Below are 19,288 nucleotides of genomic sequence, written 5' to 3'. Positions count from 1 at the left end.
ATATGGCAGCCAGTTTGTGGTTTGCGGTAGCCTGCGGCGTGGTCGCAGTCATCTATGGTTTGGTGTCGCGCAGCTGGATCCTGCGCCAGGATCCCGGCAACGCGCGCATGCAGGAAATCGCGCTGGCCATCCAGCAGGGCGCGGCCGCCTATCTGGCGCGCCAGTACCGCACCATCGCCATCGTCGGCGTGGCGCTGCTGATCGCCATCTATGTGCTGCTCGGCCTGCACACGGCGCTGGGCTTTCTGATCGGCGCCGTGCTGTCGGGCGCCTGCGGCTTCATCGGCATGAATGTCTCGGTGCGGGCCAATGTGCGCACGGCGCAGGCGGCCACCCTGGGCATCAATCAGGCATTGAACGTGGCCTTCAAGGGCGGGGCGATCACCGGCATGCTGGTCGTGGGTCTGGGCTTGCTGGGCGTGACCCTGTTCTACTGGCTGCTGGTGACGACGGGCGCGCCCGGCCTGACCCAGCATGACCTGATCAAGCCCTTGATCGGCCTGGCCTTCGGCGCCTCGCTCATTTCCATCTTCGCACGGCTGGGCGGCGGCATCTTCACCAAGGGCGCCGACGTGGGCGCGGACCTGGTGGGCAAGGTGGAGGCCGGCATCCCCGAGGACGATCCGCGCAACCCTGCCGTCATCGCCGACAACGTGGGCGACAACGTGGGCGACTGCGCCGGCATGGCGGCCGACCTGTTCGAAACCTATGTCGTGACCCTGATCGCCACCATGCTGCTGGGCGCGCTGCTGATGGCCGAAGCGAGCAGCACGGCCATCCTCTATCCGCTGCTGCTGGGCGCCGTTTCCATCCTCGCCTCCATCGTCGGCTGCTCGATGGTCAAGACGGCACCCGGGAAGAAGATCATGTCGGCCCTGTACACGGGCCTGTGGTGGGCGGCGGGCCTGTCGCTGGTGGGCTTTGCCGTGGTCACGTGGCTGCTGTGGCCCGACGACGCCATGCGCTACAAGATGCTGGGCGCCACCGTCGTCGGCATCGTCCTCACGGGCCTGATGGTCTACATCACCGAGTACTACACGGGCACGGACTTCAAGCCCGTGCGCCACATCGCCGAAGCGTCGACGACGGGCCACGGCACGAATATCATCGCCGGCCTGGGCGTGTCGATGAAGTCCACGGCGTATCCGGTGCTGGCCGTCTGCATCGCCATCCTCGTGTCGTACCAGCTGGCGGGCCTGTACGGCATCGCCATCGCGGCCACCTCGATGCTGTCGATGGCGGGCATCATCGTCGCGCTCGACGCGTATGGCCCCATCACCGATAACGCGGGCGGCATCGCGGAAATGTCGGGCCTGCCCGACTCCGTGCGCGCCATCACCGACCCGCTCGACGCCGTCGGCAATACGACCAAGGCCGTTACCAAGGGCTACGCCATCGGCTCGGCCGGCCTGGCCGCGCTGGTGCTGTTCGCCGACTACACGCATGCGCTCGAATCCGTGGGCCAGCACATCACCTTCGACTTGTCGAACCCCATGGTGATCGTCGGCCTGTTCATCGGCGGCCTGATACCGTACCTGTTCGGCGCCATGGCGATGGAAGCCGTGGGCCGCGCGGCGGGCGCCGTGGTGGTCGAGGTGCGCCGGCAGTTCCGCGACATCAAGGGCATCATGGAAGGCACGGCGCGGCCCGAATACGACAAGGCCGTCGACATGCTGACGGCGTCGGCCATCCGCGAAATGATCGTGCCGTCGCTGCTGCCCGTCGTGGTGCCTATCGTCGTCGGCATGCTGCTGGGGCCGGCGGCGCTGGGCGGCCTCCTGATGGGAACGATTGTGACGGGCCTGTTCGTGGCCATTTCCATGACCACGGGCGGCGGCGCCTGGGACAACGCGAAGAAATACATCGAGGATGGCCATTTCGGCGGCAAGGGTTCCGACGCGCACAAGGCGGCCGTCACGGGCGACACCGTGGGCGACCCGTACAAGGATACGGCGGGACCGGCCGTCAATCCCTTGATCAAGATCATCAATATCGTGGCCCTGCTGCTGGTGCCGCTGCTGCCGGCCACGGGCTGGCTGGCCGTCAAGGCGCCGGCACCTGTCCACGCGCCCGTGCCGCCCATCCTGGCGCCGGCGACACCCGTGCAAAGCTTGCCGGCGCAATAGACCGCGCCACTCCATGCAGCCCCGTGGCCCGCGCCGCGGGGCTGTTTGCATTTTCTGCAGGTGAAACTTTCCTGCACTCCATATCCTCGGCGTATCAAAAGTGAGCAATTGTTACGGCGCCTTTGCTTGTGCCGGCCCCTTGCCAATAATGGAGTGAAAAGGTGAGCTTCACAGTCTGGCAGGGAAGGCGGGAGGATGTCATGGACAGCATCAACAGGAAGGGCGGCGCGCTGCTGGCGTTGCTGATATTGAGCGGTGTTGCCGGGTTGGCCCAGGCGGAGCCGGGCCGGCACGGCGGTTTCCACGGCCATCACGGCCACTTCCATGGCCATTCGCACGTGGGCGTCTGGGTGGGAGCGCCCTTGTGGTATGGCTACGGGCCGGGCTGGTATGGTGACCCGTGGTATGGCTATCCTTATCCGTATGGGCGCACGGTGGTCGTGCAGCCGCCGCCCGTCGTGCCTCCCGTTTACATCGAGCAGGGCGGCGAGCCGACGGCGCAGATGTGGTACTACTGCGCGCGGCCGCAGGGCTATTATCCCTACGTGAAAAATTGCAGTACGGCATGGCGTGCCGTGCTGCCGACCAGCGTGCGCTGACGGGGAGGTCAACATGAATACGAGAGCGTTAATGGGGCGTGCCGGCCTGCTGGCGCCGCTGCTGCTGGCTGGCTGCACGGTGATGCCGGAAGGGCCGTCGGCCATGGTCTTGCCCGGCACGGGCAAGAGTTTCGAACAATTCCGCCGCGACGATCTGCAGTGCCGCGGCTATGCGCAAGGCCAGTTGGGCGGCAGTTCGGCGCAGCAGGCCAGCGTCGACAGCGGCGTGCGCAGCGCGGCGCTGGGTACGGTGCTCGGTGCGGCGGCCGGCGCCGCCATCGATGGCGGCCATGGCGCCGGCGTGGGCGCGGGCACGGGTTTGCTGTTCGGCGCGCTGGCGGGCACGGGCGCGGCGGACAGTTCCGCGTATGGCATGCAGCGCCGCTATGACTACGCCTACCAGCAATGCATGTATGCGAGCGGCCACAAGGTGCCCGTCGCCGGGCAGATGCTCGGCAGCGTGCCGGCGAATGCCGCCACGCCGCCGCCCGATACGCCGCCGCCCCGTTATTAGAACCGTGAGGTCAGGCCGACGAACATGCGGCGTCCCGGCACGTAGTAGTCGACCAGACCATCGGCCATCGGTCCCTTCTTGAACAGGTTTTGCACGCCGCCGCGCACCGTCCACTGGGGCGTGACCTTGTACGACACGACGGTGTCGACAATGGTGTAGGCCTTGTCGGCCAGCTTGCCCGCGTCGAGTTCCTTGCCCGTGTACTGGGCCGACACTTCGCCGAACAGCTGGTCGTTGACTTGCCAGCCCAGCGCCGAATACCACGACAGCTTCGGCGTCGACAGCAGGTTGGCGCCCGTGGTCAGGTTTTTCGCCTCGGCCATGTAGGTCACGTTGTTACGCCAGTTCAGGTTTTTCGTCAGCGGGATATTCGCCGTCGCTTCCAGGCCGCTGGTGCGCGCTTTCTGGATATTCGTCATTTTGGTCCACCACTGCTTCTGGTAAAAACCCAGCGGCGCGTAGTCGATCTTGTTCTTGAAATCCGTGTGGAAGTACGTCAGGCCCACGTCCCAGCCATTCTGTTCCCACGCCACGCCGATCTCGCCGGCCGTGCTCGTTTCCGGCTTCAAGTCCGCATTGCCGGCCATGTAGCAGCCGCCCGTGATGTAGCCGAGCGGTTTGAGGCTGCCGCAACCGCGTCCGCCCGACTGCGTGGCCGCCGCCGGCGAGTTTTCCTTCAGGCTGGGGGCGCGGAAGCCTTGCGAGATGCCGCCCTTGATGGTCCAGGCGGGGGCCGGGTGGTACACGAGGTAGAGGCGCGGGCTGTAGTGGTTGCCGAACTTGCTGTGGTGATCGAGGCGCAGGCCGGCCGTGGCCGTCAGGTTGTCGCGCAGGAACAGCTGATCTTCCGCAAACAGGGCCGAGGTGGTGCCGGACAGGGTGGCGCCGCTCACGGGGTTGCCCAGGTAATCGGTGGGCACGGTGCCGATGGTGTCCGTATTCGTCAATTCCTGGTGCTTCCACTGGCCGCCCATCACCAGCATTTGCTCGATGCCGCCCCAGCCGACCCGTTTTTCCAGGCTGGCATCCAGCGTGCTGTCCTTGGATTTGGCCACCGTGCCGACGACTTCGTTGTCGAAATCGTTGTGGTACAGGTTGACCACGGCCTTGCCGAAGTCCCAGCGGCCTTCATAGCCGATGCTGGCGCTCTTGCGTATCAGTTTGCTCGCGCCCCAGGCGCCGAACAGCGGGTAGCCGTCCGCGTCGAGCGTGGTCGAATCCGTCGATTGCTGCTTGCCGTAGCTGGCGTCCAGCGACAGGTTCTGCTTCTTGTCCAGCGCCCAGTTCAGCTGGCCCGAGACAGTCTGGTTGCGTTCGCCGCCGATGCCGCCCGATTTGCCGATCGCTTTTTCATCGGGATTCTGGCGCGTCTGGCCCACGCCCAGACGCATGTCCACCGTGTCCGACAAGGGGCCGGCCAGGTTCACGCCCAACTGGTGCGCCGTGCCGCGGCCGCTGTCCTGCGGCTGCGTGTAGTTGGCCGTGGCCGAACCGTTCCACTTGCCCGGCACCTTGCGCGTGATGATGTTGATCACGCCGCCCATGGCGTCCGAGCCGTACAGCGACGACATGGGGCCGCGCACCACTTCGATGCGCTCGATCATGTCGGGCGAGATCCAGTTCAAGTCCTGGCGGCCCAGGTCGGGACGGTAGGCCGTGTCGGCCGAGCTGCCGACGCGCTTGCCGTCGACGAGGATCAAGGTGTATTTGTCTGGCAGGCCGCGCAGCTTGATCTTCGACTCTTCGCCCACGGGGCTGGTGCCGCCCGTCACGCCGGGGATGCGGCGCAGCAAGGTATTCAAGTCATACACGGGCTGGCGTTCGATTTCCTCGCGCGTGATGACGCTGATGCTGGCCGGCGCATCCTTGATGTCGATGGCCGTGCCCGATGCCGTGACGACCACCGTGTTCATGGTGGGATCGGCGGCCGCATTGCCTTCGGCCCAGGCGCTGCTGACGGCCAAGGAGAGCAGGCAGGGCAGAAGCAGAGTGGCGCAATGGATGGGGCGGGCGGGCGTAACAGGATGAATGAAGGCGGGACTGCGCTTGGTCATGGTGAACTTTCCGGATGTTGTTTTTTCCTGGCTGCCTTCCGGGTGGCTCGGGTATGAATGATTGAAAATGCAATAAACTGCGCTCCTATTCCGTGAATGAGAATAAGAATCGTTCTTATTGTAATGCCATCCTGGCAAGAAGGAAAGTGCTGAAAGGAAATAAAACACCGTTGCAGCCTGGACATGGTGGCTGCCAGCGTGTGCGTGTTACTCGCGCTGGCATCTGGCGCCGTGTGTGCCAATAATGAAAGCGGTATGATCGATGCTTGGGGAGGGGGCATGAAGACGATGACAAAAACCATGCTGGCGCTGGCCGGCGCCCTGCTGCTCGCTGGCGGCGATGCCTGGGCGCAGGAACCTGCTGCGTCCGATCAACTGCCCGTGTGCCAGCTCGACCCGCGCGACAGCGGCAAGCTCTCGGTGGAACCGTGCCGCCCGGCGCCGCCCGTGCAGCCGCGCCGTTCCGTGGCGCAGGTGATCGGCCGCATGCCGGCCCAGCCAGCGCCACCGGTCGTGCCCATGGCGCCGCTGCCGCCCAGCCCGGCCGCGCCCATGCCGCGCGCGCCGCAGCCCATCGGTGCCTGCGACACGGGCGGTTGCCGCGACGCTGCCGGCGCGCGCTACAACGGCGCGGGCAATGCCACGCTCGATGCCAACGGGCGCATCTGCCACCGCAATGGCGCTTTCATCCAGTGTTTTTAAGCCGGCCATACGCTGGCGCTGCAAGTTTTCGCTCGGTGCGCTCAAAAATGGCTACAATTGTCGCCGACATTACGTTTACGTAAACGTAACTATGGCACCATGCAACCATCAGGCGCCGGGAACACGGCCCTTATCACTCAGGAGTTTTCATGCAGATTCAGGACAATGTATTCATCATCACGGGCGGCGCATCGGGTTTGGGCGCGGCCACGGCGCGCATGCTGACGGCAGCCGGCGGCAAGGTCGTGCTGGCCGATGTGCAGACGGAGGCGGGCCAGGCGCTGGCCGCTGAACTGAACGGCGTGTTCGTGCAATGCGACGTGACGTCGGAAGAGGACGGCCTGGCCGTGGTGGCTGCGGCCACCAAGCTCGGTACTTTGCGCGGCCTGGTCAACTGCGCCGGCGTGGCGCCGGCCGTGAAAACCGTGGGCAAGGATGGCCCGCACCCGCTGGCCCTGTTCCAGAAAGTCGTCAACATCAACCTGGTGGGCACCTTCAATATGTGCCGCCTGGCGGCTGACGCCATGGCGAAACAGGACGCGACGGCGGAAGGCGAGCGCGGCATCATCATCAACACGGCTTCCGTGGCGGCCTACGATGGCCAGATCGGCCAGGCGGCCTACGCCTCGTCGAAGGCGGCCGTGGTGGGCCTGACCCTGCCGATGGCGCGCGACCTGTCGCGCAACGGCATCCGCGTGATGACGGTGGCGCCCGGCATCTTCGAGACGCCGATGTTGCTGGGCATGCCGGCCGAAGTGCAGGATGCGCTGGGCAAGATGGTGCCGTTCCCTTCGCGCCTGGGCAAGCCCGGCGAATACGCGCAACTGGTGAAGGCCATCGTGGAAAACGTCATGCTCAATGGCGAAACCATCCGTCTCGATGGTGCGATCCGCATGCAGCCCAAATAAGCGTGGCGTGATTTGATGTAGGATACCCCCGTATGGGGCGTACAGCCTTGCCTGGCTGTGCGCCCTTTTTTTATCGGAGAATCCATGATCGCATTGAAGCCGCTGGCGCTGAGCCTGACCTTGCTGGGGGCGTTGGCCGCCAGTCCCGTATTTGCCGAAGTGCCGCAAAAGGCACCGGAAATCGCCACCGCGTATGCGGAAAAAAACGGCTGGGCGGCGCAGAAATTCATGGTCGCCGCCGCCAATCCGCTGGCCGCCGATGCCGGCTATCAGATGCTGAAAAAGGGCGGCAGCGCCATCGACGCGGCCATCGCCACGCAGCTGGTGCTCACCCTGGTCGAGCCGCAATCGTCGGGCATCGGCGGCGGCGCCTTCCTGCTGTACTCCACGGCCAAGGGCGTGCAGGCCTTCGACGGGCGCGAAACGGCGCCGGCCGCGGCGGACGAACACCTGTTCCAGAATGCCGACGGCAGCCCCGTCTCGCGCGCCACGGGCGTGGTGGGCGGGCGCTCCGTGGGTGCGCCGGGCGTGCTGCGCATGCTGGAGCTGGCACACAAGGAGCATGGCAAGCTGCCGTGGGCGACCCTGTTCGGTCCCGCCATCCGCCTCGCGCACGGCGGCTTTCCCGTCAGCCAGCGCCTCAACGGCCTGTTGACCTGGGACCAGGCCCTGAAGCGCGACCCTGTCGCCGCCGCGTATTTCTATGACGGCGAGGGCAAGGCCTGGCCTGTCGGCCACGTGCTGAAAAATCCGCAGCTGGCGCGCACCCTGCGCGAGATCGCCCGCGGCGGCGCCGACGCTTTTTATAACGGCCGCATCGCGCGCGACATCGCCGCCAAGGTGGCGTCGCATCCGACCAATCCGGGCAAGCTGACGGCGCAGGATATCGCCGGCTACCAGGCCAAGGTGCGCGAGCCCGTCTGCAGCGATTACAAGGCCTGGACCGTGTGCGGCATGCCGCCGCCATCGTCGGGCGGCATCGCCATCGCGCAGATGCTGGGCATCCTGGAAGTGAAGGACATCCGCCCGTACGCGCCCGTCGACGGCGTGCCCGATGCGCAGGCGATCCACCTGTTTTCGGAAGCGGGGCGCCTGGCCTACGCGGACCGCAACCGCTACGTGGCCGACACGGACTTCGTGCCGCTGCCGGGCAATGGCGTCGCTTCGATGCTCGACAAAGCCTACCTGGCGCAGCGCGCCGCCCTGATCGGCGACAAATCCATGGGTAAAGCCTTGCCCGGCACGCCGCCCGGCATGCAGGTGGCGTGGGGCATGGACAACGCCCTGCAGCGCCCGTCGACGTCGCACCTGGTGGCCGTGGACGCTTTTGGGGGCGGCCTGTCGATGACCACCAGCGTGGAAGACGCGTTCGGCGCGCGCCAGATGGTCGACGGCTTTTTGCTGAATAACCAGCTGACGGATTTCTCGTTCGATTCGCGCGATGCCGATGGCCCGATCGCCAACCGGGTCGAGGCGGGCAAGCGTCCGCGCAGCGCCATGTCGCCCACCCTCGTGTTCGAGAAGGGCACGCACAAGCTGGTGCTGGCGACGGGCTCGCCCGGCGGTTCGTCCATCATCAATTATGTGGCCAAGGTCCTGGTCGGCACCATGGACTGGGGCTTGAACGTGCAGCAGGCCATCAGCCTGCCCAACTTCGGCAGCCGCAACGGTCCGACGGAACTGGAAAAGGGCCGCGCGCCGGCCGCCCAGGTCGAGGCGCTGCAGGCGATGGGCCACGAGGTGCGCGTGATCGAACAGAATTCCGGCCTGCAGGGCATCATGCGGCTGAACGCGCATGGCAAGGATTTCTGGTTTGGCGGCGCCGATCCGCGTCGTGAAGGCATGGTCAAGGGAGATTGAAACTTTTCCACAAAGTATCAAGACCCTGCTAATCTGCCGGCATGGGAATGCAAAATAAAACAGGCTTGATACTCACGGGAGGGGGCGCCCGTGCCGCCTACCAGGTGGGCGTGCTGCAGGCGATTTCGGCGATTCTCTGGGAAGCGGGCTGGGCGCCGGCGCGCAACCCGTTCGACATCATCTGCGGCACTTCGGCCGGCGCCATCAACGCCACGGCGCTGGCTTGCCGCGCTGATAACTTCGGAGAAGGCGTGCAAAAGCTGCTCGACGTGTGGCAGCACATCGAAGTCGAGCAAGTGTACCGGGCCGACTCGCTGGGCGTGATCCGCTCGGGCGCGCGCTGGTTGTCCTTGCTGTCGTTCGGCTGGCTGCTGCGCCAGTGGCATGCGTCGCCGCCCAACTCCCTGCTCGACAATACCCCGCTGGTCAGCCTGCTGCACCGCATGCTCGACCTGCCGCGCCTCGATGCTGCCCTGGCCGACGGGCTGCTGCATGCGCTGGCCGTGACGGCGTCGTCGTATTCGGGCAGCCGCCACATGACGTTTTACCAGACGGCCGGCGATATCGCGCCCTGGGTGCGCACGCAGCGTCTGGCCTTGCCCGACCAGATCGGTGTGGAGCACTTGCTCGCCTCGGCCGCCATCCCTTTTATCTTTCCCGCCGTGCCCCTGTACGTGGGCGGCCAGCGCGAATACTGCGGCGACGGTTCCATGCGCCAGCTGGCGCCGATCTCGCCGGCCATCCACCTGGGCGCGAACAAGGTGCTGGTGGTGGGCGCGGGACGCATGACGGAACCGGCACCGGCCGCGTCCGAAGCGGCGCGCTACCCGAGCCTGGCGCAGATCGCCGGCCACGCGCTGTCGTCGATCTTCCTCGATGGCCTGGCTGTCGATATCGAGCGTCTGAACCGCATCAACCTGACCTTGTCGATGCTGCCGCCCGAGCTGCTGGGCAAGACGGCCTTGCGGCCGGTGGAATTGCTGGTCATCGCGCCGTCCGAGCGGCTCGACGCCATCGCCAGCCGGCATATCGGCAGTTTGCCGCGTCCGATCCGCACCATGTTGTCGGGCATCGGCGCGGCCGAAGCGCGCGGCGCGGCGCTGGCATCGTATTTATTGTTCGAATCGACGTATACTAACGAGCTGATCCGTCTTGGACAGCGCGATACGCAGGCCCGCAAGGACGATGTACTGGCGTTTTTTGGTTCTTGAGACGGCCCCCGGAACAGTTGCCGGAGTTTCGCGTTTTTTTTGACAGGACGATTGTGCTGGTATTTCGACGTGTTTGCGATGTTGCCTCACTGTTAATTTTACTGCTGGGCGGCTGGGCCATGGCGGCGCCTGCGCCCACCCTGCGTTTCGACCAGCTCAGCGTTGACCAGGGCCTGGCGCAGGAATCGGTGCTGGCCATCGCCCAGGACCGGCAGGGCTATATGTGGTTCGGCAGCCAGTCCGGCCTGAGCCGCTACGACGGCTACCGCATGGTCGTCTACAAGAATATCGAGGGCGACAAGACCAGCCTGGCCGACAACTGGGTCGGCGAGCTGCATGTCGATAGCCAGGGCCAGCTGTGGGTGGGCACCGACAATGGGCTGGACCGCTTCGACGCCGCCAGCCAGACCTTCATCCATTATGGTCCCGGCGAAAAGAGCAAGCGCGGCAACGGCAACCGGCATATCCACGCCATCCTCGACGATGGCGCGCGCGGCTTCTGGATCGCCACCTCGGACGGCTTGCAGCATTTCGACCCCGCCACCGGCACCTTCCGCACCTGGCACCATGAAGAAGGCAACCCGCACAGCCTGGGCGACAATGAAATCAAGGCGCTGGCGCTGGACGCGCAACAGCGCCTGTGGATCGGCACGGTAACGGGCCTGGACATGCTGGCGCCGGGCAGCGAGCGCTTCGAACATTTCGCCGTCGATGCGACGCCCGGCTCGAAGTACAACGTGATCCAGTCGCTGCTGGTCGACCGCCAGCAGAACCTGTGGATCGGCACCATGGCCGGCGCCGAGCGCTGGCGTCTGGGCGGCGCCGGCCAGCCGCCGCAGGCAAGAGTGCGCTTCGGCGAGAAACATGGCTTTTCCGCCATCCGCGTGGCCAGCCTGTACCAGGATGTCGACGCCACCGTCTGGCTGGGCAGCAATGCCGATGGCCTGTTCCGCTGGCTGCCCGACAGCGACACCTTCCTGCAGTACCGGCACCAGACGGGCGACAAGTTCAGCGTCGCCGACAACCAGCTGTCGTCGCTGTACCGCGACCGCGCCGGCACCTTCTGGGTCGGTTCCTGGTACAACGGCGTGAGCCGGGTCGACCTGGGCAGCGGCGGCTTTGCGCGCATGGCGCGCGCGCCCGGCGACGTGGGCGCGCTGGCGGACAAGAAAGTGCGCGCCGTGGCCGACGCGGGCAATGGCAAGCTGTGGCTGGCCACCAAGGGCGGCCTGAAACTGTACGACACGCGCGACGGCAGCTCGCGCCTGTTCGACCTGCGCAGCGCACCCGGCATGTCGCGCGACGAGCAGGTCACGACCCTGTACAAGGCGCCGGACGGCGTGCTGTGGGTGGGCGGCTCGACGGGCTTGCACCGCTTCGATCCGGCACTGGGGCGTTTTTTTACCATGCGCTTTGCCGCCGGCGACCCGAACAGCGACACCATCCGCAATATCGTCAGCGACCGCAGCGGCATGCTGTGGGTCTCGACGCGGGGCGGCGTGCACCGCTTCGATCCCGTCAGCCGCCGTTTTACCACGTACCGCCACGACCCGGCCGATCCGAACAGCCTGTCCGACAACATGGTGCGGCCCGTGCTGGAAGACGGCAAGGGGCGGTTGTGGATAGGCTCTTTCCACGGCCTGGACTTGCTGGACCGCGCCAGCGGCCGCTTCCGCCATTTCCGCCACGATCCGCAAAACCCGCAGAGCCTGAGCCACGATGAAGTGCATTTCCTGCACGAAGACAAGCGCGGCGTGCTGTGGGTGGGCACGGCCAATGGCTTGAACCGCATGGACGTCGACGCCAAGGGCGGGATCCGCTTCCGGCGCTTCCTGCGCAAGGATGGCATGGCCGATGATGCCGTCGCCAGCATCCTCGGCGACGACAACGAACAGCTGTGGCTGAGCACGAACAGCGGCATCACGCGGCTCGACATGCGCAGCGGCCTGTTTCGCAACTACGACAGCGCCGATGGCACGGTGGAAGGCTCGTACTTCGACGGCGCGGCCCTGCGCGCGTCGGACGGCACCATGTATTTCGGCGGCTTCAACGGCATGACGGCGTTCATGCCGCAGGATATCCACGACAACCGCGTGCCGCCGCTGGTGGCCGTCACGGAACTGCAGATCTTCAACAAGCCGGTGGCCATCGGCCGCGGCGAGTTCGCGCATGTGCTCAAGAAGGCCATCGACCATACGTGCGAGCTGGTGCTGACCAGCCGTGAAAGCGTTTTTTCGCTGGAATTCGCGGCCCTGCATTTCGCCGCGCCCCAGCGCAATATGTTCGCCTACCGGCTCGAAGGCTTCGACCAGGACTGGGTCATGACGGATGCGGGGCGGCGCTTTGCCACCTACACCAACCTCGACGCGGGCAACTATGTGTTTCGCGTCAAGGCGGCCAACAAGGACGGCGTGTGGAACGAGAGCGGCGCCACGCTGGCCATCACGATTTTGCCGCCGTTCTGGAAGACCTGGTGGTTCCGCACCCTGATGGCGCTGCTGCTGCTGGGCGCCGTGTATGGCGCGTACCGGCAGCGCGTGCGCGCGCTGCGGCGCCAGCAGAACGAGCTGGAAAAACTCGTCGGCGAACGCACGGCCGAGTTGCAGAGCAAGGAAATCGAGGTGCTGGCCCAGTCGGAAAAGCTGGCGCAAGTCAACAGCAGCCTGACGAAAAACGAGGAAAGCCTGCGCCAGGCCAAGCGCAAGGCCGAGGATGCGACGCGCCAGAAGTCGGAATTTTTGGCCAACATGAGCCACGAGATGCGCACCCCGCTGGCCGGCGTGATCGGCATGCTGGGCTTTGCCCTGCGCGACGAGCAGCTGCACGACGCCACGCGCGAGCAGATCTTGCGCGGCCAGGCCAATGCCCAGTCGCTGCTGGTGATCATCAATGACTTGCTCGATTTTTCCAAGATCGAGGCGGGCAAGCTGAGTATCGAAAACATCGATTTCGCGCTCGGCGCGGCCATCGAGACGGTCGTGACCCTGTTCGAGGAGCAGGCGGCCGCGCGCAGCATCGGTTTCTCCATCGATTTCGCGCCGGACCTGCCGCCCTTCGTGGTGGGCGATCCGACCCGCTTGCGCCAGGTGCTGGTCAACCTGGTCGGCAATGCCTTCAAGTTCACCCAGCGCGGCGGCGTCAGCGTGTGCGTCGAGCGGGCCGGCGTGGCCAGCGGCAGCGGCGGACGCCGTGTCAACCTGATCCGCTTTAGCGTCAGCGACAGCGGCATCGGCATCGATGCGGACGCGATGGCGCGCCTGTTCCAGAAGTTCGAGCAGGCCGATGCCAGCACCACGCGGCGCTACGGCGGCACGGGGCTGGGTCTGGCGATCTGCCGCCAGCTGGTCGAACTGATGGACGGCGAGATCGAGGTGGCCAGCACGCCGGGGCAGGGCAGCACGTTTGCCTTCACCCTGCCGCTGGCCGATGGCGTGGCACCGCCGCTGGTGCCGCAGGTGGCGCTGGCGCCGCACAGCCACCAGCTGCGCGTGCTGTGCGCGGAAGATTTCCCGACCAACCAGATCATCATCCGCGTGATGCTCGAAGAACTGGGGCACCGGGTCGACGTGGTCGCCAACGGCGTGCTGGCCGTGGCGGCCTGCGTGCATACGCGCTATGACCTGATCCTGATGGACGGGCGCATGCCGGAGATGGACGGCGCCACGGCGACGCGTCTGATCCGCGTGGGCGGCTGGCCGGACCAGCCCGTGCGCGACCAGGAACTGATGATCGTGGCCCTGACGGCGAACGCCAGCGAAGAGGACCGCAGCCGCTACTTGGGCGTCGGCATGGATGATTTCCTCAGCAAACCGGTGGACGAGGCGGCGCTGCATGGCTTGCTGGCGCGCGCCATCGAGCGCCAGCTGCAGCGCGGTTTCATGTTGCCGCGCATGCCATCGAACGCGCCGCGCGCTAGCGCGCGGGGGCAGGCGGAACTCGACGCCCTGTTCGGCGTCGCGCCGGCCATCCCCGCCGCACCGCCATCCCAGTCCATCCGCAGCGGCGAACTGCAGCGGCGCATCCGCGTCGCCTTTGTCGCCGACCTGGAAGGGCGCCTGCGCGAACTCGACGATGCCCTGGCGGCGCAGGACCAGGACAACGCCGGGCGCCTGCTGCACGGATTGAAGGGCAGCGCCGCCTATCTCGACGAAACGCAGCTGCACATGCTGTGCACGGAAATGGAGGAGGCGGCCGATGGCGGGCGCTGGACGCAGGTGGCCCTGCATTTGCCGCAATTGCGCGCACTGTTGGCGCAAATAGCCGTTTCGGGCAAGGAAATGTAAAATAGGCAATTCCAGCCGTGGAGCGTGCGGCGAAACTGGGTAGAATACGGCCAGGCACCCTGACGCTGCCGCCAATGGAGAAAGCAATGAAAGTACTGGTGGTTGACGACGATGTCGTGTCGCGCATGGTATTGATGCATCTGATCGACAGCTGCGGCGTGCACGATATCGTGGAAGCCGAAGATGGCGCGGCGGCGTGGGAGCAGCTCGAAGGCGGCTTGCGCCCCGCGCTGTGCTTTTGCGACTTGCGCATGCCGCGCCTGTCCGGCATGGAGCTGCTGCAGAAAATCCGCTCCGACAGCGCGCTCGACGCCATGCCGCTGGTGCTGGTCTCGTCGGCCAATGACCACGACACGGTGCGCGACGCCGTGCAGGCCGGCGCCGCCGGCTACATCGTCAAGCCCTTTCAGCCGGAGCAGGTGCGCCAGCATATCGACGCCTGCTTCGACGTCTGCGCCTTGCCGGCCGAGGCGCCGCGCGACACCTTGCAGCGGCTGGGCATTGACGGCGAACGCCTGCTGGCCTACTTGACGGGCTTCCAGGGGCAGATAGTCGCCGCCAGCGAACAGGTCGACGCCTTGCTGGCGCGCGGCGAACCGGCCCAGGCGCGCCAGCAGCTCGAACGGCTGCACCTCGGTTGCCGCACTCTGGGCTTGCAGGGCGCGGAAGCCGGCATGAGCGCCTTGCTGCAGTCGGCGGTGCTCGATGGCGAGCAGATACAGGCGGCCCTGGCCGCGCTGGCGCGCAGCGCGGCGCAGCAGGCGCGTTTGCTGCGCCAGGACGGCGCCGACTGATACACCATAACAAAACCTACTGCGCGTCGTGATTTGCGGCTTCCGATGCTCACTGTGCATCCGCACAGCTCCGCTTCTCGGGTCAACGGGGGCGCCGAGCCTCCCATCCGCTCGCTACGGTTTTGTTAGGTGTGTTGAAATTGCTGTTTCTGCTTGCTGGAAAAATACTTTAGGTTTAAAGTATCTGCTTCCGGGCCTTGTGCACGCGCCCGTCACCAGCCAGGATGAGCATGAGCAGCGACCCTTCGCCTACCACCGCATCTCCCCAGGACGACTTTGCGCGCGCGCACCTGCCGCCGCGCGCACTCTGGCCGCAGCTGTGCCTTGATTTGCCCGAGCTGCAGTATCCGCCGCGCCTCAATTGCGTCGCCGCGCTGCTCGATGCGGCCGTGGCCAACGGCGGCGGCGAGCGCACCGCCATCCTTGCCGACGGCCAGCGCTGGAGCTACGCCGATCTGGCGCGGCAAGTCGACCGCATCGCCCACGTGCTGCGCGCCGACCTGGGCCTGATCCCCGGCAACCGCGTGCTGCTGCGCGGCGCGAATACCCCGATGATGGCCGCCTGCCTGCTGGCCGTGCTGAAGGCCGGCTGCATCGCCGTGCCCACCATGCCGCTGCTGCGCGCGCGCGAACTGTCCACCATCCTGACCAAAGCGCAAGTCAATGCCGTGCTGTGCGCGCAGGGCTTGCGCGCGGAGCTCGACGGCTTGCCAGACTTGCCGGCCATGCTGTGCTTTGGCGCCGCCGATGCTGAACTGGAACGGCGCATGGCGGCCCACGCCGCGCCTTTTGCAGCACACGACACGGCGGCCGACGACGTCTGCCTGATCAGCTTTACTTCGGGCACGACGGGCGTCCCCAAGGGCACCATGCACATGCACCGCGACCTGCTGGCCATCTGCGACTGCTTTCCCCGTTCCATGCTGCAGGTGCGCGCCGACGATATCTTCATCGGCACGCCGCCGCTGGCTTTTACTTTTGGTCTGGGCGGCCTGCTGCTGTTTCCCCTGCGTTTTGGCGCGGCCACCGTGCTGCTGGAAAAACTCACACCCGACGGCCTGCTGCGCGCCGTCGGTACCTATCAGGCCACGATCTGCTTCACGGCGCCGACTTTTTACCGCCAGATGGCGCCCCTGGCGGCCGGCCACGATTTGAGCAGCATGCGCTTGTGCGTATCGGCAGGCGAGGCGCTGCCGCTGGCCACGCGCGACGCCTGGCAGGCGGCGACGGGACTGGCCATGACGGACGGCATCGGCGCCACCGAAATGCTGCACATCTTCATTTCCGCCACGGGCGAGGGCATCCGCCGCGGCGCCATCGGCAAGGCCATTCCCGGCTACCAGGCATGCATCGTTGACGATGCGGGCGTGCCGCAGCCGCCCGGCGTGACGGGCCGCCTGGCCGTGAAAGGCCCCACCGGCTGCCGCTACCTGTCCGACCCGCGCCAGCGCGAGTACGTGCAGAACGGCTGGAACCTGACGGGCGACACCTTCGAGATGGATGCCGACGGCTATTTCTATTACCGCTCGCGCAGCGACGACATGATCGTCTCGGCCGGCTACAACATCGCCGGCCCCGAAGTGGAAGAGGCGCTGCTGCGCCACCCTGCCGTGGCCGAATGCGGCGTGGTCGGGCGCGCCGATGCCGAGCGTGGCCAAATCGTCGAGGCGCACGTGGTGCTGAAAGATGGTTTCCAGCCCGGCGACGTGCTGGCGGCCGAATTGCAGGACTTCGTGCGCCAGCAGATCGCCCCGTATAAATACCCGCGCGCCATTCGTTTCTTGCCTGCGCTGCCGCGCACGGAAACGGGCAAGCTGCAGCGCTTCAAACTTCGCACGGACACCCCATGAATATCGTCTGCATCGGCGGCGGCCCCGCCGGCCTGTATTTCAGCCTGCTCATGAAAAAGCAGAACCCGGATCACCGCATCACCGTCATCGAGCGCAACCGCCCGTACGACACGTTTGGCTGGGGCGTGGTGTTTTCCGACCAGACCCTGGGCAACCTGGCCAATGCGGACGAGCCGACGGCGCGCGCCATCCTGCAGGCGTTCAACCACTGGGACAATATCGAGATCCACTTCAAGGGCGAGACCGTGCGCTCCGGCGGCCATGGCTTTTGCGGCATCGGCCGCAAGCGCCTGCTCAATATCCTGCAGGCGCGCTGCGAGGAACTCGGCGTGCAGCTGGTATTCGAGACGGAAGTGCTGGACGATCAGGCCATCGCGAAGCAGTATGGCGCCGACCTGGTGCTCGCCAGCGACGGCTTGAACAGCCGCATCCGCACGCGCTATGCGGCCAGCTACCAGCCCGAGATCGACCAGCGCCATTGCCGCTTCGTCTGGCTGGGCACGCGCAAGAAATTCGAGGCCTTCACGTTTGCCTTCCGCCAGACGCCGCACGGCTGGTTCCAGGCGCATATCTACCAGTATGACGGCGAGACCTCGACCTTCATCGTCGAAACGCCCGAACACGTGTGGCGCGCGGCGGGACTGGACGCCATGAGCCAGGAAGAGGGCATCGCCTTTTGCGAAGCGTTGTTCGCCGAGGAACTCGATGGCCACGGTTTGCTGAGCAATTCGCCGCACTTGCGCGGCTCGGCACAGTGGATCACCTTTCCCCGCATCGTCTGCCGGCAATGGGTGCACCGCCAGGACGGCGTGCCCGTCGTGCTGATGGGGGACGCGGCCCACACGGCGCATTACTCCATTGGCTCGGGCACCAAGCTGGCGCTGGAAGACGCGATCGAGCTGGCGCGCTGCTTCGGCCAGCATGGGGATACGGATGCCGCGCTGGCCGCCTACCAGCAGCTGCGCGCCATCGAGGTGCTGAAAATCCAGAGCGCGGCGCGCAATTCCATGGAGTGGTTTGAAAACGTCGAGCGCTACAGCGCCATGGAGGCGCCGCAGTTTGCCTATTCCATGCTCACGCGCAGCCAGCGCATCTCGCATGAAAACCTGCGCCTGCGCGATCCCGCCTACGTGGCCGGCTATGAACTGTGGCTGGCGCGGCGCGCCGGCGAGCAGGCCGGCGTGGACATGCTGGATCAGGCCTTGCCGCCCATGCTGACGCCTTTCCGGCTGCGCGGCGTGCTGCTGAAAAACCGTATCGCCGTCTCGCCGATGGCGCAGTACAGCGCCGTCGACGGCGTGGCCGGCGACTACCACCTGATGCACCTGGGCGCGCGCGCCATGGGCGGCGCCGGCCTCGTGTTCGCCGAGATGACGTGCGTGTCGGCCGATGCGCGCATCACGCCCGCCTGTCCCGGCATGTACAGCGAAGCGCACACGCAGGCGTGGCGGCGCATCGTCGATTTCGTGCACGCGAACAGCGATGCGAAGATCGCCCTGCAGCTGGGCCACGCGGGCGCGAAAGGCTCGACGCGGCCCATGTGGGACGGCATCGACCAGCCGCTCAGGGAGGGCAACTGGCCGCTGGTCTCGGCCTCGGAACAGCAATACCTGGCCGGCGTGTCGCAAACGGCGCGCGCGGCCACGGAAAACGACCTGGCGCGCATCGAACAGGACTTCGTGCGCGCCACGCTGGCCGCCGCCGTCGCCGGTTTCGACTGGCTGGAACTGCATTGTGCGCACGGTTATCTGCTGTCGAGTTTTATTTCGCCGCTGACCAACCGCCGCACCGACGAATATGGCGGCAGCCTGGAAAACCGCTGCCGTTATCCCTTGCGCGTGTTCCGCGCCATGCGCGCGGCGTGGCCGCAGGATAAACCGATGAGCGTGCGCATCTCGGCCCACGACTGGGTCGAAGGCGGCATCACGCCCGACGATGCGGTCGTCATCGCGCGCCTGTTCAAGCAGGCGGGCGCCGACCTGATCGACTGCTCCTCGGGCCAGGTCAGCAAGCTCGAACAGCCGGTCTACGGGCGCATGTTCCAGGCGCCGTTCGCCGACCGTGTGCGCAACGAGGCGGGCATTGCCAGCATGGCCGTCGGCTCGATTTTCGAAGCCGACCACGCCAACAGCATCATCGCCGCCGGGCGCGCCGACCTGTGCGCCGTGGGCCGCCCGCACCTGGCCAACCCGGCCTGGACCCTGACGGAAATGGCGCGCATCGGCTACAGCGGCGCCGGCGCTGGGAACGGCGCAGCCTGGCCGAAACAGTACCGGCCGGGCCAGCAGCAGCTGGAACGCAATCTGCAGCGCGAGCGCCAGCTGGCGGCCGCCAACACGGGTCTCACCCCGCAACAGGTGGCCGCGCGGCTGCTGGAAGGATGACAT

12 protein-coding genes are annotated in these 19,288 nt (G+C 66.3%); 11 read left to right on the top strand and 1 reads right to left on the bottom strand.

The features are described from left to right. Nucleotides 1–2: 2 nt before the first annotated feature. The 3 genes from AC1Q6X_RS07580 (at nucleotide 3) to AC1Q6X_RS07570 (ending at nucleotide 3,239) form a co-directional block, all read left to right on the top strand. Nucleotides 3–2,126 carry a sodium-translocating pyrophosphatase gene (locus AC1Q6X_RS07580; RefSeq protein WP_070312078.1) on the top strand — a complete coding sequence of 708 codons (2,124 nt, stop codon included), beginning with the start codon at nucleotides 3–5 and terminating at the stop codon, nucleotides 2,124–2,126. Between the two features lie 200 nt (nucleotides 2,127–2,326). Continuing rightward, nucleotides 2,327–2,725: a hypothetical protein gene (locus AC1Q6X_RS07575; protein ID WP_492496183.1), complete on the top strand. Its 399-nt coding sequence runs from the start codon at nucleotides 2,327–2,329 to the stop codon at nucleotides 2,723–2,725. A 13-nt stretch (nucleotides 2,726–2,738) separates the two neighbouring features. Beyond that, complete coding sequence (locus AC1Q6X_RS07570) at nucleotides 2,739–3,239, top strand: glycine zipper family protein (protein ID WP_492496181.1); 501 nt, start codon at nucleotides 2,739–2,741, stop codon at nucleotides 3,237–3,239. On the opposite strand, the gene AC1Q6X_RS07565 is transcribed toward AC1Q6X_RS07570, so the two are convergent. Next, nucleotides 3,236–5,293: a TonB-dependent receptor domain-containing protein gene (locus AC1Q6X_RS07565; RefSeq protein ID WP_492496179.1), complete on the bottom strand. Its 2,058-nt coding sequence runs from the start codon at nucleotides 5,291–5,293 to the stop codon at nucleotides 3,236–3,238. The genes AC1Q6X_RS07570 and AC1Q6X_RS07565 overlap by 4 nt on opposite strands. A gap of 279 nt (nucleotides 5,294–5,572) precedes the next feature. Between AC1Q6X_RS07565 and AC1Q6X_RS07560 the strand changes: the two genes are divergently transcribed. From AC1Q6X_RS07560 to AC1Q6X_RS07525, 8 genes are all read left to right on the top strand, one after another. Next, complete coding sequence (locus AC1Q6X_RS07560) at nucleotides 5,573–5,995, top strand: hypothetical protein (protein WP_492496177.1); 423 nt, start codon at nucleotides 5,573–5,575, stop codon at nucleotides 5,993–5,995. A 149-nt stretch (nucleotides 5,996–6,144) separates the two neighbouring features. Beyond that, nucleotides 6,145–6,903, top strand: a complete 759-nt coding sequence (locus AC1Q6X_RS07555) for a 3-hydroxyacyl-CoA dehydrogenase (RefSeq protein ID WP_070224603.1) — start codon at nucleotides 6,145–6,147, stop codon at nucleotides 6,901–6,903. A gap of 84 nt (nucleotides 6,904–6,987) precedes the next feature. After that, a complete protein-coding gene (gene ggt / locus AC1Q6X_RS07550) occupies nucleotides 6,988–8,763 on the top strand; it encodes a gamma-glutamyltransferase (protein ID WP_492496175.1) in 1,776 nt (591 codons plus the stop codon). Between the two features lie 41 nt (nucleotides 8,764–8,804). Further along, the gene (locus AC1Q6X_RS07545) at nucleotides 8,805–9,974 is read left to right on the top strand and encodes a patatin-like phospholipase family protein (protein WP_070224601.1); all 1,170 of its coding nucleotides are present in this window, start codon (nucleotides 8,805–8,807) and stop codon (nucleotides 9,972–9,974) included. A 119-nt stretch (nucleotides 9,975–10,093) separates the two neighbouring features. After that, complete coding sequence (locus AC1Q6X_RS07540) at nucleotides 10,094–14,257, top strand: hybrid sensor histidine kinase/response regulator (protein ID WP_492496173.1); 4,164 nt, start codon at nucleotides 10,094–10,096, stop codon at nucleotides 14,255–14,257. Nucleotides 14,258–14,343: 86 nt separating this feature from the next. Beyond that, a complete protein-coding gene (locus AC1Q6X_RS07535) occupies nucleotides 14,344–15,051 on the top strand; it encodes a response regulator (protein WP_492496171.1) in 708 nt (235 codons plus the stop codon). 230 nt (nucleotides 15,052–15,281) lie between these two features. After that, the gene (locus AC1Q6X_RS07530; protein ID WP_492496169.1) at nucleotides 15,282–16,901 is read left to right on the top strand and encodes an AMP-binding protein; all 1,620 of its coding nucleotides are present in this window, start codon (nucleotides 15,282–15,284) and stop codon (nucleotides 16,899–16,901) included. Beyond that, nucleotides 16,898–19,285, top strand: a complete 2,388-nt coding sequence (locus tag AC1Q6X_RS07525) for a bifunctional salicylyl-CoA 5-hydroxylase/oxidoreductase (protein ID WP_492496167.1) — start codon at nucleotides 16,898–16,900, stop codon at nucleotides 19,283–19,285. The genes AC1Q6X_RS07530 and AC1Q6X_RS07525 overlap by 4 nt, the downstream gene beginning before the upstream one ends. The last annotated feature ends 3 nt before the right edge of the window (nucleotides 19,286–19,288 follow it).

Source organism: Janthinobacterium sp. GW823-FHT06H09, assembly GCF_058794735.1.
Note: the sequence above shows the minus strand (reverse complement) of the source record. Positions and strands in the feature narration are given on the sequence as shown.